9 protein-coding genes are annotated in these 17,620 nt (G+C 37.8%); all 9 read left to right on the top strand.

The window, feature by feature from the left end; translation table 11 throughout:
- Positions 1-53 precede the first annotated feature (53 nt).
- Positions 54-1,487: a RagB/SusD family nutrient uptake outer membrane protein gene (locus tag MYP_RS11080; RefSeq protein ID WP_045463057.1), complete on the top strand. Its 1,434-nt coding sequence runs from the start codon at positions 54-56 to the stop codon at positions 1,485-1,487.
- 79 nt (positions 1,488-1,566) lie between these two features.
- Positions 1,567-3,000, top strand: a complete 1,434-nt coding sequence (locus tag MYP_RS26570) for a sulfatase (protein WP_045463864.1) — start codon at positions 1,567-1,569, stop codon at positions 2,998-3,000.
- Between the two features lie 21 nt (positions 3,001-3,021).
- Entirely contained in the window at positions 3,022-4,398 is a 1,377-nt protein-coding gene (locus MYP_RS11070) for a sulfatase-like hydrolase/transferase (RefSeq protein ID WP_052430106.1), read from the top strand.
- 213 nt (positions 4,399-4,611) lie between these two features.
- Positions 4,612-7,731: a SusC/RagA family TonB-linked outer membrane protein gene (locus tag MYP_RS11065; protein ID WP_052430105.1), complete on the top strand. Its 3,120-nt coding sequence runs from the start codon at positions 4,612-4,614 to the stop codon at positions 7,729-7,731.
- Positions 7,732-7,763: 32 nt separating this feature from the next.
- On the top strand, positions 7,764-9,308 hold the full coding sequence (locus MYP_RS11060) for a RagB/SusD family nutrient uptake outer membrane protein (protein WP_045463055.1): 1,545 nt from the start codon (positions 7,764-7,766) through the stop codon (positions 9,306-9,308).
- A gap of 42 nt (positions 9,309-9,350) precedes the next feature.
- Positions 9,351-11,690, top strand: a complete 2,340-nt coding sequence (locus MYP_RS11055; RefSeq protein ID WP_045463053.1) for an arylsulfatase — start codon at positions 9,351-9,353, stop codon at positions 11,688-11,690.
- Positions 11,691-11,950: 260 nt separating this feature from the next.
- Positions 11,951-14,398, top strand: a complete 2,448-nt coding sequence (locus tag MYP_RS11050; RefSeq protein WP_045463051.1) for a TonB-dependent receptor domain-containing protein — start codon at positions 11,951-11,953, stop codon at positions 14,396-14,398.
- A 16-nt stretch (positions 14,399-14,414) separates the two neighbouring features.
- Positions 14,415-15,173 (top strand): rhodanese-like domain-containing protein, encoded by a 759-nt coding sequence (locus MYP_RS11045; RefSeq protein WP_045463049.1) that lies wholly within the window; start codon positions 14,415-14,417, stop codon positions 15,171-15,173.
- 26 nt (positions 15,174-15,199) lie between these two features.
- Positions 15,200-17,572 (top strand): arylsulfatase, encoded by a 2,373-nt coding sequence (locus MYP_RS11040; protein ID WP_045463046.1) that lies wholly within the window; start codon positions 15,200-15,202, stop codon positions 17,570-17,572.
- Positions 17,573-17,620 lie beyond the last annotated feature (48 nt).

The following is a 17,620-nucleotide window of genomic DNA, read 5'->3' as shown; positions in this document are numbered from 1 at the left end:
TTAAAGTATTTAGAATTAAATAAGTTAAAAGGACCACAGAAAAGTTTATGTCTATGAAGGTATTAAATTATACATATATATTAGTATTGATAGCAGCAATTGTTTCGTGCAAGAAACTTGACGAAAAACCAGCATCTGTTTTTACAGCGGATCAGTTTTATAAAACCCAGGAACACGCTATAGCAGCAGTAAATAGCATTTATAACGGAGGTTTGAATAATGGAGGTCTTACCATGTACAACCGATTAATGCATCTGGGGTTTGAGATCATGTCGGATGATGCTATTGCGGGTCAGAGAGTAACCAATGCCGATGTTCGATCAATTGCAGTATTAAATCATTCCACAACTAACGATAGAATAGATGAACTATGGAAAGAGCATTATATAGCCATCAACAGAGCGAATATAGCTATTGATCGCATTCCATTAATCGAAATGGATGCTACATTGAGGGTGAGACTTGTAAATGAAGCAAAATTTTTACGTGGCCTACTTTATTTCAATCTGGTAAGACTTTGGGGAGAAGTTCCATTGGTCTTGCATGAAGTAACATCGTTGGATAGATCTACAATTCATGTTGCTAAATCTCCGATAGAAACAATCTATACTCAAATTATTGCAGATCTTACCGATGCTGAAAAGCTACCTCCTGTAATGGGGGGAGCTGATGCAGGCAGAGCAACGGGCGGAGCCGCAAAGTCTATACTTGCCAAGGTTTATTTGACAAGGAAAGAATGGGAAAAAGCAGCAGCAAAATCTCTGGAAGTAATCTATGGCCCTTACGGCTACGATTTGTTTGAAGACTATGCGGATGTATTCAAAGCTGAAACCAAGAATGGTAAAGAACATATATTTTCAGCTCAATTTAAATCATTTGTAAACGGACAAGGGAATCGTTTGGCTTCATCAGCTACACCAGTTGGAATTCCGGGAATAGCTGCTGCAGGTACCGATGAACCAATGCTTCCATCTACCTATGCACTTTATTCTGAAAATGATAAACGTCGGGATGTAACATTCTTCACAGAGATTGTAAGCCCTTCCAATGGTAAAGTATACAAATTCGAACCCAGATTCTTTAAATACTTCGATCATTCTACAATTGCTAATCCAACAGAATCACCGAGAAATGTTCCTGTTATACGTTTTGCTGAGGTGCTCTTAATATATGCAGAGGCAGTAAATGAAGTATCAGGACCTGGAGGTGCTTATGATGCAATTAACAGAGTTAGAAAAAGAGCCGGTCTGGATCCTCTTTCAGGTCTGGATCAAAGTAGCTTCAGGGAGGCCGTTTACCTTGAACGCCGATTGGAACTTATGTTTGAATTTCAGCGCTGGTTTGATTTGATAAGAACAAAGAGAATGGTAACTGCACTACATGCTGTAGGCAAAACAAATGCATCTGAAAAGCATTATCTGCATCCTATACCACAAAGAGAGATAGACTTAAATCCAAAGCTAGTGCAAAACGATCTTTGGAAGTAAATTTTCACCACTATCAATTATTTAATCGGACAGGCATTCTCTGAAAAGTTGAATGCCATTTATAATCAATTATAATCTTATGAAGATAAAATACATGATTATTCTGACATTGATTTTTCTATTTGGAATCAACGTTGAATTTGCAGAGGCGCAGAAAAGTAGACCCAATATATTATTCATATATATGGATGATCTTGGATGGACGGATGTAGCCGCCGGCAGCAAGTATTATGAGACTCCTAATATAGATAAACTTGCTTCTGAAGGTATCAGATTTACTCAGGCTTATTCCTGTGGTCCCAATTGCGCTCCAAGCAGAGGTTCTCTTATGACTGGTCTTTATACTCCAAGACATGGAATCTATACTGTTGGTACAGCAGAAAGAGGAGACTCGTCTCAGAGAAAATTAATACCTGTAAAGAATAATACAATATTGGCTAATTCTTTTGTGACGATTGCTGAAGAGCTTAAGAATGCAGGTTATTACACCGGATTGATAGGCAAATGGCAGTTAGGAGAAAAAAGTCAGAATACAGATCCGAAATCTCAAGGATTTGACTATGTAATAGGAGGCGCCGGAGGAACATCATCCTATTTCTATCCATATTCCATGAAGAAAGACAAGAAGCCTTTTGAAGGTATTGATAGCGGTAAAGAAGGTGAATATCTAACAGACCGCCTGACGGATGAAGCACTTAAGTTTATCAATAGAAATAAAGAAAAACCTTTCTTCCTTTATCTGTCCTACTTCGCTGTTCATACTCCGATACAAGCTAAAGATTCATTGATTGAAAAATATAAGGCAAAGCAAGGAACAGAGTACCATAACAATCCTACTTATGCAGCCATGATCGAAAGCGCAGATCAGGGAGTTGGAAGGCTACTTGAAAACCTTAAGCGTTTAAATCTTGATAAAAATACTCTTGTAATTTTTTATTCGGATAATGGAGGATATGGTGGTGCAACTTATCAATATCCATTAAGAGGATCAAAAGGAATGCTTTATGAAGGTGGAGTTAGAGTACCATTATTCGTTCGCTGGCCGGGAAAAATTAAAGCAGGTGGGCAATCTGAAATACCTGTTATCGGAGTTGACTTCTACTCTACACTGCTTGAGGTAGCCAATATTACTAAGCCTCTGACAAAATCTAAGCTAGACGGACAAAGTTTTGCACCCATTTTATTTGACAAATCTTATAAAACGCGAGATGCAATTTACTGGCATTTCCCGGCTTATCTGGAAGGGTTTTCAGCAGATAAAAGGAACAGAGATCCTTTCAGGACAAGGCCGGTAAGTGCTGTCAGATCCGGAGATTATAAACTTCTTGAGTTTTATGAAGATAAAAGAATAGAGCTTTATAATATCAAAGAAGACATTGGAGAAACTAATAATCTTGCGCAAAAAAATCCAGAGAAAGCAAAGGAGTTATATGAAAAATTAGATACATGGAGAAAGCAGGTAAATGCTCCAATCCCAACAAATGCTAATCCTTGGTATGTTCATCAAGAATAAACTTTAACATAATATAAGCAAATGAAATTTAAATTTATAATTCTTCTGCTGATTGCGGTATTGTTCTCATTCACCAATGCTTCAGCTCAGACAAAGAAAAAAAGTACTCCTAATATTATTCTTATCATGGCGGATGATATGGGTAAGGAATGTTTGGGTACTTATGGTGGTACTTATAATACCCCCAATCTTGACAAGCTAGCCTCTGAAGGTTTGAAGTTCAATTATGGATTCTCTCAGCCTCTTTGCACACCTTCAAGAGTGCAGATTATGACAGGGAAGTATAACTATAAGAATTATGTGGAGTTCGGATATCTTGATCCTAAACAGAAAACTTTTGCACATCTGGCAAAGGATGCAGGATATAGGACCTGTATTGCAGGTAAATGGCAATTAGGAGCTAACAATAAGTTACCCGCTCACTTTGGCTTTGATCAGTATTGCTTGTGGCAGCTTGTCTATTCCAGGGAGCAGGGAGAGCGTTATGCGAATGCGTTGATAGAGCAGGATGGAAAAACATTAAGTCGTTCAGATGATGTTTATGGTCCTGATATCTTTACAAACTATATCCTTGATTTTATAGAAAAGAATAAGGATAATAAATTCCTTGCCTACTATCCAATGGCTCTGGTGCATGATCCTTTTTTACCTACTCCTGATAGTAAAAGCTGGAAAGAAGGAGCGGAAGCAAGATACAAAAGAGATACAGCGAATTTCAGAGATATGGTTGCCTACACCGATAAAAATGTAGGTCGCATCATTCAGAAGCTTAAAGATCTTGGTTTGTATGAAAATACTGTGATCATTTTTACAGGAGACAATGGTACAGGCAGATCTGTTGTGACACAGATGAAAAATGGTTCATATGTGAAAGGGGGAAAAGGACTTACTTTAGATAGAGGGCATCATGTACCTTTAATTGTTAATTATGGCTCCAACAGATATAAGGTTCATGAAACTGATGATTTGGTTGATTTTACAGACATACTTGCTACAATAGCTGATGCTGTTCAGGTTAAAGTACCAACGGAATGGGATACTGATGGAAAAAGCATATTTCCACAAATCAAAGGAGAAAAGGGAAAACCGCGTGAATGGATTTTCTGCCATTATTCTCCTTTACATAGTAATGAGATAAACAAACAATCTGCAAGGTTCTTCAGAAACCATAGATATAAGCTTTATCATGACGGGCGCTTCTATGATCTGGTAAAAGATATTGAGGAGATACAATCGATAGCAGAAGGTGAGGGAAGTCCTGAAGCTGAAGCTGCAAGAAAATTATTCAAAGCTGAATTTGCAAAACTTCCGGCTTGGAGTTTTGGAGATCCAGGTAAACCTAAATATGTTTTACCTGGTCTGGAATCGCAGAGGACCTCTGAAGTTAAAGGAGAATAAAGGTTCAATTGACAGTTTTTAATAAAAAAGTTAAACAAGAATTTTAAAAGGAAAACCTGTTATCATCCCTAGGAGATAATAGGTTTTCCTTTTTTTAGTGGTAAGATGTTCAAATAGATAGACTTCCCAATTGGCAATGATTTTAAGTTCTGTATTTTTGTATACCTATCCGATAGAGTTTGTATAATATTTTAATTATTTAAAAACTGCCGAATGAAAAAACGCTATACCACTTTTAAATTTAAGTACCTCTTTATAGCCTTCTCCTTAATCCTGATTGTGCAGGGTGTTGCGGTTGCGCAAACTGTTATTAAAGGAAGAGTTGTTGATGATAAAACTTCGGAGCCGGCAGTAGGAGCCGTAATTCAGATAAAAGGTACCAAAGAAGGTACTATCACAGATATAGATGGTAATTATGAATTAAAGACTGACCATTCTTACCCGTTTACACTTGTGCTTCAATATTCAGGTTATGAAACTAAAGAAGTTGAAGTGTATGAAGCTCCTGAAGAAGATTTAAATATCCAGTTAAAGAGCCGTCAACTGCTTAACGAAGTTGTAGTAGTTGGTTATGGAACTCAAAAGCGAAGTGATTTAACAGGGTCTGTAGCTACTGTTCCTGTAGAAAGCCTGAAACAACCTGTTAGCTCTGTTGAGCGTCTGTTGCAAGGGTCTGTTGCAGGTGTCCAGGTAACACAATCTACCGGACAGCCGGGAGGTGGAACCTCAGTGCAGATTAGAGGAAATAACTCCATTACTGCAGGTACAGAACCGCTATATGTTATCGACGGTTTTCCGATATACAATGATAATGCAAGCAACGACGCTGGTGTAACCAATGGATCCAAGATCAATCCCTTATCATCCATTAACACATCAGATATTGAATCTATAGATGTACTTAAAGATGCTTCTGCCACTGCCATCTATGGTTCAAGAGGTGCAAATGGTGTTGTTATTGTAACAACAAAAAAAGGGAGTTATAATAACTCTTCTATCAACTATGATGGATATGCAGGGGTACAAAGTGTTGTCAGAGAGATTCCACTAATGAATGCAAAAGAATGGGGAGCTCTTAGAAATGATGCTTTGATAAACTCTAATAAATCTCCCCAATATACTGCTGCACAATTAGACAGCCTTGGAGAAGGTACAGACTGGCAAAAAGCTGCATTCAGACAAGCTGCCATACAGAATCACAATCTTTCAGTACTTACCGGTAATGATAAAACAAGAGTTGCAATTTCAGGTAATTATTTTAAACAGGATGGTGTCTTAATTAACACTGACTTCGAAAGATATTCCGGAAGATTGAATCTTGACCATGAGTACAGCAATAGATTAAGAATCGGCTCCTATATCACAGCAAGCCAGATCTCTTCCAATGTAGCGCCTCAGGCGGTGGTTCCGGCCTTATTGTTAATGTCTCCTGCCGTGCCTATCTATAATCCTGACGGATCATTTGTATTAAGAAATCTTTTTGAAGGAGTATACGGAAACCCGATCAATACACTCAAGAACCAAATAAACGAAACTAAGACAGGACGTTTCCTGGGAAATGTTTCAGCAGAATATAAAATCTTTGAAGGATTGACATTCAAGGTGCTTGCTGGAGCGGATGTACTTAATAATAAACAGAACAGATATTTACCTTCTACTGTTTACGAAGGTTCTGGCTTTGGTGGATTGGCTCAGGTGGGATCTATATTCTCTACCAACTGGTTGAATGAAAATACAATCAACTACACAAGGAGGATTAGAAATGTGCATAACCTGAATGTCCTTGCAGGTTTTACCCAACAGGAATCAGTGACGAAAGGCTCTGTTTCCGGTTCAAGCGGATATGCAACAGATGCATTTGATTATAACAATCAGGAGGCAGGTAATGTGACATCCATCAGATCAAGTGGATTTGCACCTTCTCCTTCTTCTTTTGCAAGCAGATGGGCTTTGAGATCTTTCCTGGGAAGGGTTAACTATGGCTATAGAGAAAAATATCTATTAACAGTGTCTTTAAGAGCTGATGGTTCTTCTAAGTTTGCTCCAGGACATAAATGGGGATACTTCCCATCTGCAGCGGTTGCCTGGAATGCAAGCAACGAGGACTTCCTTTCTCAGATTAAAAATCTTGGACACTTGAAATTCAGACTAAGTGCTGGTCTTATCGGTAATCAACAGATTCCTTCTTATCAGTCCTTCTCACAATTATCTTACTACAGATATAACTTCGGAAATAACACAGTATCAGGTTTTGCACCAAACTCTATTGCTAACCCGAATTTAACCTGGGAAAAAACAGCTCAATATGATTTCGGAGCTGATCTGGGTTTGTTGAAAAACAGAATTGTTATTGCTGCTGATATCTATTATAAAAAGACAACAGATTTATTGTTGAACGTGCCTCTTCCGTCTACATCCGGACTTTGGAACATTGTAGTCGTAAATGGATCTCTTTCTACACCTAATCCTCAGGTTTATCAAAACTATGGGGCTGTTGAAAATAAAGGATTTGAACTTGCTGTTTCTTCCAAAAACCTTATAGGTAAGTTCCAGTGGAGCACTAGCCTCGTATACGCAGTAAACAGAAATAAAGTGTTAAGTTTAGGTGATGGAATTGAACAGATCATTCCTAACAGTGCATTACCTTCCATTGCTGCAGTTGGAAAGCCAATAGGTTCTTTTATAGTTTATCAGACAGATGGTGTTATACCAGTAGGTACATCTCCTGATAAAGCATTAACACCTGCCGCAAACAAGAATCCTGGTGGTCAGCAATACAAAGATATCAATGGTGATGGCAAAATTACACAGGCAGGTGACCGGGTAATTATTGCCAATCAGCCTAAGTTTATAGCTGGTTTGACAAACACCTTCAGCTATCGCAACTTTGACTTAAGTATATTTTTACAAACATCTTACGGAAATAAACTTTATAATCAGAACAGGGCAACCCTTGAACTGGGAACTGGATATACCGGTGCTTCTACAACGCTGTTGAACAGATGGACTCCTACTAATACCAATACTGATGTTCATAGTGCATATCAGGATCCTGCAGCTACAATTTCCGACAGATTTATAGAAGATGCTTCCTATATAAGACTTAAGAACCTGACATTCGGATATACTTTTCCTGAGCACCTTGTAAATAAGGCGAAGGTTAAGAACATCAGAGTATATATATCATTGCAGAACTATCTGACTCTGACAAAATATACCGGATATGATCCAGAGGTCAGCAGCAATGGTCAGTCTGCAATTGATCAGGGTGTAGATAATGGTGCTTATCCGAATAGTAAGACATTCCTTGGAGGCCTTTCATTCTCCTTTTAATAATCTAAATACCTTTTAAAATCAACAAAGAAATGAAGAAGTCGATATATATATTAATAGGATTAGCGGTAAGTATTTTTTCCTGTGCTAAACTTGAAGAGGAACCAGAGTCATTTATGGCAGCTAATGACTTTTATAAGACTCCATCAGATGCGGTAACTGCAGTCAATTCAATTTATTTTCTGTTAAATGCAGGAAGTAATGCTGTTCAGACTCCATATAATACTTTGTTTAATACAGGTATGAATTTTATGGGAGATGATGAAAACCCTGGTCCCGGAGCAACTAACCCTGATGTTAGATCTCAATCTGTTCTGGGCCATGCATCAACAGGTCTGCGTGTATTACAGATATGGCAACAACATTATTCAGGAATCAAAAAAGCAAATATAGCTATTGAAAAAATCCCTGGGATTGATTTTGGAGCGAATACAAAATTAAGAGAAAGACTGATAGGAGAAGCAAAGTTTCTAAGAGCCCTTTATTACTTTAATCTTGTAAGACTATATGGAGGCGTTCCTTTGATATTAAAAGATCTATCGACACTTGAAGAAGCGCATTCAAAGCCGAGAAGAAATACAGTTCAGGAAGTTTATGCACAGATTGAAAAAGATCTGATAGAAGCGTCTACTGTCCTTGATCCTATTGCCGGAGGTGCTGATGCAGGTCGCGCTACAGCAGGAGCTGCAAAGGCATTGTTAGCGAAAGTTTATCTGACACAAAGAAAATGGGAGAATGCTATCCTTAAAGCGAATGAAGTAATCACCGGGCCTTATGGTTATAACCTCGTTCAGAACTATGCTGAAGTTTTCCTTCCAATTTATAAAAATGGTCCTGAGCATATTTTCTCTGCTCAGTTTAAATCCGTTTCTCAGGGACAGGGAAATAACCAGGCACCAAGATCAGTATTAACTGGTGTTCCAGGAATTGTAGGCTCCTATGCAGATCAGGTAGTATTCTATTCTGTACCTGATGCCACTAAGCCAGGAGGAGTTGATAAGTTTTTCAGTGTCTATAAGTTGTATTCTAAAAAGGATAAGAGACGTGATGTGACTTTCGTTACGAAATTCAAAAGTCCGACTAACGGTAATTGGTATGGAAGGTTAAATGATCCTGCAATCCCCGGAGATTCTGTTCCCTTCTTTAATAAATACTGGGATCCTGCTAACGTTTCAAACCTTGCGGAGTCAGGAGCAAATGTTCCTATTATAAGATTCTCTGAAGTATTATTGATTCTTGCAGAAGCTGAAAATGAACTGAATGGCCCAACTGGTATTGCTTATACGAACATTAACAAGGTTAGGAGAAGAGCAGGTCTTGATGATCTGACTGAAGGTCTGTCTCAACATCAGTTCAGGGATTCGCTTTATCTGGAAAGAAGACTGGAGTTTGTATTTGAATATCAGAGATGGTTTGATCTTATCAGAGAAAGAGATGCTGCCGGTAATGGAATACTTGAAAGCAGCTTGCATAAAGTAGGAAAGACTAATGCTAGCGCAAAACATTATCTGTTCCCGATACCTCAACAGGAAATTGATCTGAATCCTAATCTGGAGCAAAATCCAGGATGGTTGTAATAAAACCTACTGTTCATATTGCATAGCCTTAAAACAAGAAAGATGAAAAAGAAATTCCTGCTGCATTATTCAAAATCCATAATCAAGCCTGTTTTATCAGGCTTGATTATAAGTTTTCTGGTACCTGTCAGTTCCTTTGCTCAACATGATCCTGCAAAGCCGTTTACAGGAAAAATAGGAAACACTCTGGAAGGAACAGAGCAGGTTTGGCCTGAAAGAGTGAAAGCACCTAAAGGTGCTCCAAATGTAGTATGGATCATGCTTGATGATGTTGGCTTCGGTGCCACTTCTGCATTTGGAGGTCTTATTGAAACACCAACATTTGAATACCTTGCCAATAATGGTTTAAGGTATACCAATTTCCATACAACAGGTTTATGCAGTCCGACAAGAGCTTCTTTGCTGACAGGCAGAAATTCTCATTCTGTGGGAATGGGACATCATGCTGAGCTGGGAATCGGAACACCAGGATATAATGGTGATATCCCTTTTGAAGCAGGAACTGTTGCAGAGATCTTTAAAGAAAATGGATACAATACTTTTGCTTTGGGGAAATGGCATGGTCAGGTATCTAAAGATCTAACTGTTGCCGGTCCATATAACAGATGGCCAACAGGAAGGGGATTTGAACATTTTTATGGATTCCTGGGAGGTGCAACAGATCAGTGGCACCCGAATCTGGTTGAAGAAAATAACTTTATAGATATAGAGCCTAATACCAAGCATCTTAATGAGCTTTTGGCTGATAAAGCTATTGCCTATATAGCAAATCAAAAATCAGCAGATCCTGATAAACCATTTTTTCTATACTTAGCTCCGGGAGCAACACACTCACCGCATCAGGTAGCCAAAGAATGGAGTGATAAGTATAAAGGCAAATTTGATAAAGGCTGGGATGCCTATAGAGAAGCTGTCTTTAAAAGACAAAAAGACCTTGGTTATATTTCTAAGAATGCAACCTTGCCACCTCGTCAGAACGGAATAAAAGCATGGAACTCTTTATCACCTGAAGAACAAAAGGTCTTTGCACGTTTCATTGAAGTGTATGCAGGATTCCTTTCTTATACAGATTATGAAATAGGCCGTGTAGTAAATTATTTGAAGCAGATCGATCAACTTGATAATACTGCAATATTTCTTTTAATAGGAGACAACGGAGGAAGTAAAGAAGGAACCTACACTGGAACGCTTGGAACTGCAAATAAAGCAAATGGCGATGACATATCATTCCTTTTAGCAAACATAGATAAAATAGGGACTGAACTGACTTCTCCGAATTACCCTTTGGGCTGGTCACAGGCCATGAATACGCCTTTCAGATACTGGAAAAGTGATGCAAATTCAGAGGGTGGTACCCGCAATCCATTGATTGTACATTATCCTAAAGGAATTAAAGATAAAGGTGTAATCAGAGCTCAATACGGACATGTTACGGATATTCTTCCTACTACCATTGCGTTAACCGGAGTTAAAGTGCCTGAAGTTATAAATGGTTACAAACAAGTTCCTTTTCATGGAACAGCTTTCAATAATACTTTTGAAAATGCACAAGCACAAACCAGACATACTATTCAATACTATGAATTGCATGGGGGAAGAGCTATCTATAAAGATGGATGGAAAGCTTCTGTATACCATCCAAGAAATATCTTCAGTGAGACAGGAAATAGCGATCCTAATTTTAGTCCTCGTCCTTTTTCTGAAGATAAATGGGAACTCTATAACCTTATAGATGATCCTACTGAATTAAAAGATCTTGCTTCAAAATATCCTGATAAGCTTAATGAATTGAAAGCTTTGTTTGATACAGAAGCCAGAAAGAATAATGTATATCCATTAAGAGACTACAGAGCTGGAGTACCTGAGCCTGCAGTAAGAAAGAAATCTATTATCTATCAGGGAACGACAGGTAAGACCAAAATAAATATTGGAAAGAAGCCTTTGCAGATTACTGTTGAGGTAGAAATACCTAAAGAAGTTCCACAGGGAGTTGTATTCGCAAGTGGTGGATATTCCGGTGGAAATGCTCTTTATTTTAATAATGGAAAACTGCATTATACTTTAAATGACGGTGTTAAGGAGATTACTTTTATTTCTGATAAACAGTTGCCGCCTGGTAAAAATACTGTCAAAATAGATTTTCCTGATCTGACCTCTGTGGCCATATTCATCAATAATGAAAAATTTGGTAGTCAAAATTTCAAATCAAGAAACAGCTATCTGAACTCCATTGCCAGCGAGGGAATTAGCGTGGGGAAGGATCTTAACGTACCGGTAACGAATAGCTATAAGGCACCTGCTCCATTTAACGGTGTGGTTTCGAAGATTGTAATTGAGCAGGCTGTTGAGGAAGTTTCTTCAAATGATGAGAAGGATAAATAAAATGTATAGAGATTAATTATATAGTCCCATATCAAATTCAAGTAAACCTCATCCCTAACCCTTCTCTTGAAGAAGAAGGGAACAGTCTACGATAAAAAGTTGAATTAAAAGTGATATAACTAATAACATACACATTAAAGTCCCTCTCCTCCAGGAGAGGGATTTAGGGTGAGGTCTATTGAAAGTTTTACCTAATATGTTCATTATTATCAACGGGACTTAAATAGCTAATCTTAATAATATGAATAAAAACTAAATAGATGAGAGAAAGAAATTTTCTGTTAATGGTTCTTTCCTTTTGGGTTACTGGAGCTTACGCCCAGTCAACTATTAAGGGGCGAATCATAAATTCTTTTAATGGGAATCCAATTGAGTTTGTAAATGTCACTATTTACAAGGGAGAAGATAATGTTCTGCTTGATGGCCGATTAACCGATAGTACCGGAGTATTTGAATTTAAAAATTTGAAGTCCGGTATTTATGATTTGAAGGTTACCTCAATTGGTTATAATTCCGGGGAAATAAAGAACATAGCAACAGACGGTAAAAACCCGATTAACCTTGGAGATATTTTAACAGAAGAGGATTCATCCTCTTTAAAAGAAGTGGTAGTAAAGGGACAACAGCAAACGCCTTTTAAGCAGGTTTTTAAAGCAAATCAGATTGACGCCGCAAAAGGTGGGACAGCTATAGATGTTCTGAAAAACATGCCCTCTGTAAGTGTGAATGCTGAGGGTGATATAAGACTAAGAGGCTCTGCTGGCTTTTTGATTCTTGTAAATGAAAAACCTGTTTTAAGTGACCTGAAGACAGTGCTTTCTCAGATTCCTGCAAATGCTATTGAAAATATAGAGATCATAACTTCTCCCTCTGCTAAGTATGATGCGGATGGAAAGGCCGGTATCATTAATATCACCACTAAGAAAGGCGTGGATGATGGCTTAAGCTTTACTTCAAACGTTCAGTACGGTCTACCAAGCATTCATGATTTTTCAAATAGAGAAAAGCCTTACAGATACGGAATTGATGCTACTCTGAATTATAAAAAAGAGAAATGGGATGTATCGGTAGGTGGTAGCTACCAGCAGAATGATTTGGCAGGAAGAAGGGAAGGAGATGTAAATACCACGTTCGATAACAGGTTTACTTCTTTTCCATCAGAAGGAGAAAGAAGTTTTAAAAGGACCAATTATTCGGCAAGGGCCTTAGTGACATACACGCCCAATGAATCCAATACATTTAATGTTGGTTTTTACAATGGTCAAAAGGTTCAATATAGAAGAGCAGATATAAATTATAAGAACTTTAAAAAGGATGTCAATACAGAACAACCCTTGGCTAGTATTGAATACTTTAACTCAAATCTCGTAAAGAAACAAGGTAATTTCTCTTTAGCAAATATTGACTATTCCCATAAATTCAGGAACAAATCTTTACTGACTCTGTCAGGGTTATATGAATATGCTGTTCTTGATGGATATACCAAAAATCTTAATACCAGCTTAAATAATTATGCTGATACTATGGATTATGTATTGAACACTGGTAACAGTCCGATCCATGGCCTTAGAGGTAAAATTGATTATGCTCTAAATATTGGAAAAGGTAAACTGGAATCCGGATACCAGGCAAGATACCAGCAACAGACAGGAGCTTATATGTATAAAGATGCCATACTTGGGACTGGGCATTATAGCATTGTTCCTGAATTTAGCTCTGATATCAAGGTTTTAAATCAGATTCATAGTGTTTATTCTCAGTACTCTGGGAAAGGCAAAAAGTTAAGTTATATAGCCGGACTTAGATATGAGTATTCTTACAGAAAATTTGAAGCTGATAAACTTAATGAACCTTATGAACTTAACTTATCAAGCTTATTTCCTTCACTTAATTTAAGTTATAATCTTAATAGCACATTAAGAGCGAAAGGTGGATTCAACAGAAGGGTTCAGAGGTCAACAAGCAATGAATTAAATCCATATCCGGAAAGAGAACATTCTGAAACGCTAGAACAAGGAGATCCGAGAATTCTGCCTGAGTTTGTAAACCTCTCCGAAATCGGTCTTATAAAAGATATAAAAAATGAAGGTTCCGTTTTTATTACCCTTTACAATCAGGAAATAAAAAATGTGGTAAACAGAGTGAATAGTGCCTACAATGATACTATTCTGAACAGGATATACACCAATGCCGGAAAAGCACATGTATGGGGGATTGAGACAGGTATAAACGTGAAGCCTGTAAAATGGTGGTCTGTTTATCTGGGAGGAAATATTTATAACTATAGAATAGTTGGTACGCTGTTTAATAATACAGTGCAGGTAAGGAATTCAGCCTTTGCTTATTCTTTTAATACCAACCATAATTTTCAATTATCTAAAACTTTGTCTTTTCAGTTTAATCTGAATTACCTGTCTGAAAGGCCGACTGCACAAGGTGAAGATTCAAGATTTGTAAGTCCGAATTTATCATTGAAAAAAACTTTCCTGAATGGAAGGCTGAGCACTTTGGTACAATGGCAGAATATTGATTTGGGATTGATCCCTTCCAATGAACAGAGAATAACAACAAGAGGAGTGAACTTCTATACAACAACCAATTACATTCAGGAGAAGGATGTATTCCTTATTAATATCAGTTACAGTCTAACCCAGTCTGCCAAGAAGGTGAAGCTGCCGTCTAGTGAATTTGGAGAAAAAGAATTTTAACATAATAACATAAGCTATGAAAAACATGATCAGACTAGTACTCATATTGGCTATTGCTTTTACTTATTCTCTTAGTATACAGGCACAGGAAGATAACAGCATATCTTTAACACTTAAAGAGTTTGAAGATAAAGTGAATAAAGAAGGCGCTAAAGCTCAGATTATCGATGCTCGTTCATTTGAAGAATATCAGCAAAACCATTTAAAAGGGGCAATCAACCTTAATGTCTCTGATGAAGCTGATTACCAGAAGCAGGTGAGCAAATTAAAAAAGAATAAGCCAGTATTTGTTTATTCTATTGGCAATGGAAGAAGTAAGACTCTGCGAAAGAAGTTGCAATCAGAAGGTTTTTCAGAAGTATATGAACTCCCTGGTGGTTTCAGTAATTGGGTTGGATCTGGTAAACCTGTGGAAAGTGCTACCGGGAGCGGCCTTACTTCCGATCAATATAATAAGCTTATTCAATCTGATAACATTGTGCTTGTAGACATCGGATCAAAATATTGCGGAGGCTGCAAGAAACTGATACCTGTTATTGACAGCATTTCTCAAAATCATCCGAAAGATCTTAAAGTTGTAAAAATTGAATTCTTTGAGAACAAACAATTGGGAATAGATCTGAATATAAATTCTTTACCAACATTGATACTATATAAGGATGGTAAAATTGTATGGCAAAAAACAGGTTTCAGTTCAACTGCAGTAATAGAGAAAGAAATACTGGCTATTCAGAATAAATCAGCATCACTAGAAAAACCAGTTAGCGGTCATTAATTGCATTCACATAATCTTTTAATAAAATGAGTAACCACCTTAAAACTAAAGGAGCTGCATTTATTGCATCTCTTTTTTTAACTCTTCCTTCCTTCGGTCAATACAGTCCGGAGCAAAAGTTTGAAGGAGAGATTGGTAAGACTTTACCAGAGTCTGTACCATACAAAATTCAATTCAATAAAAAAGCCTCACCAGATGCTCCTAACATTGTATGGATCTTAATTGATGATGCCGGTTTCGGGGCCACAACTCCTTTCGGAGGTCTGGTTGAGACACCGAATATTGAAAGGATTGCAAATAATGGTTTGAAGTTTACCAATTTTCACACAACTGCAATATGCTCTCCAACAAGAGCTGCATTGTTAACAGGTAGAAACCACCATTCGGTGCACGTAGGTTTGTTAACACCAGCAGCTATTGATTTCCCTGGATATGATACCCGTATTCCTTTTGAAAAGGCAACGGTAGCTGAGATTCTTAGAGAAAATGGTTATAATACTTTTGCTTTAGGTAAATGGCACTTAACTCCTGTTGTGGAAAATTCTCAGGCAGGACCATTCAACAGATGGCCTACAGGAAGAGGCTTTGATCACTTTTATGGTTTTCATCCGGGAGCTACTGATCAGTGGCATCCTGAGTTATGGGAAGATCAGACTAAGTTAAGCATAGAGCCGAATACAAAACACTTAAATGAGTTATTAGCTGATAAAGCAATTAAATACATTGCAAATCAGAAATCTTCAGATCCTGAAAAACCTTTCTTTCTGTACCTTGCGACTGGCGCTACTCATTCCCCTCATCAGGTAGCAAAGGAGTGGATAGATAAATACAAAGGTAAATTTGATCTTGGCTGGGATGAGTATAGAAAAGTTGTAATCGAAAGACAAAAAAAGCTGGGCATTATTCCTGCCAATACTGTCTTGCCTGAATGCAATCCGAATGTAAAAGCCTGGAAAGATTTGTCTGAAAAGGAGAGGAAGGCTTACGCTCATTTCATGGAAGTATATGCTGCTTTTTATTCCTATACTGATTATGAGATTGGTAGAATCATCAATTATTTAGAGCAGATCGATCAGTTGGATAATACGCTGATTGCCATTGTTCTGGGTGACAACGGAGCCAGCAAAGGAGGAACTCAATATGGTACTGTTAATCCTCAGATAAACAAGTTGAAAGGTGAAGAGCGTATTGATGCGATATTAAATGCCCGCGACATCATAGGTACTGATGAATCAAGTACTGATTATCCTATAGGTTTGGCAATGGCAACCAATACTCCATTCAGATACTGGAAAGCTGATGCTAATACGGAAGGAGGTACACGTAATCCTCTTATTATTTCCTATCCTAAAATCATTAAAGATAAAGGAGGTATCAGACATCAGTACGGACATGTTATTGATGTGTTGCCTACAACCTTAGAGCTTGCGAAAGCAGAAGTGCCGGAGGTAATTAACGGATACAAGCAGAAAGCTGTAGAAGGGGTCAGTCTTGCATATTCTGTGGAAAATGCAAAAGCTCAATCACGTCATACTGTACAGTATTATGAGATTGCCGGTTCCAGGGCAATATACAAGGATGGCTGGAAGGCCGGTGCACATCACGAGATAGGGGAGACTATCAACATTGGTGAAAAAGCAGACCCGTCAGGAAAGAAAATTGATTTCAGCAAGGATGTATGGGAGTTGTATAATCTGAACGAAGACTTTAATGAGAGAATCAACCTTGCTTCAAAACATCCGGAAAAGCTGAAGGAATTACAGGCTCTGTTTGATGAAGAAGCGAAGAAGTACAATGTATTTCCATTGAAGGACTTTACTGCTCATAACATGCCTGAAGGCAGAAGTATATATGGGAAATCATCTGTGATTACATTGTATCCAGGAGTTGATCATCTTGTCGGAGTGAGCAATCCTTTATATGATGGTAAATCATTTAGTGTTAAAGCAGAAGTAGAATTGGTAACTGGTAAAGAAGAAGGTGTTTTGTTTGCTCTTGGAGGTGAAAATAATGGAATAAGCCTTTTTATAAAAGAAGGTAAGTTGCTGTTCGCTCATAGGTCCAACAATCAGATTGCTCACCTTGTGTCAGATAAGCCACTTCCTAAAGGAAAGTCAGTATTCCGATTTGACTACAATTTTAATGGTGGTGATGCTAATGAAATTGCAGGGACTGAAGCGCTTTACATTAATAATGAAAAGATCGCCGAAAGAAGCTTTACAAAGAAGGAAGCAACTGTCTATGCAGGAAATAAAGTAGATGGAACTGATGTGGGAAGAGATCTCATTGCTCCGGTTTCCGATAGATATCAGGTTCCTTTTGACTTCAATGGTAAGTTGAAAAAAGTTGTCATTGAATTTGCCAAAAAGGATAAGATAACAATTTCTGAGGAGAAGTAAGGTCAAATATTAACTCACTATTTATAATTCAATCAAGATTACAACGCT

It is taken from the genome of Sporocytophaga myxococcoides (genome assembly GCF_000775915.1).
Lineage (GTDB): Bacteria > Bacteroidota > Bacteroidia > Cytophagales > Cytophagaceae > Sporocytophaga > Sporocytophaga myxococcoides_A.
Note: the sequence above shows the minus strand (reverse complement) of the source record. Positions and strands in the feature narration are given on the sequence as shown.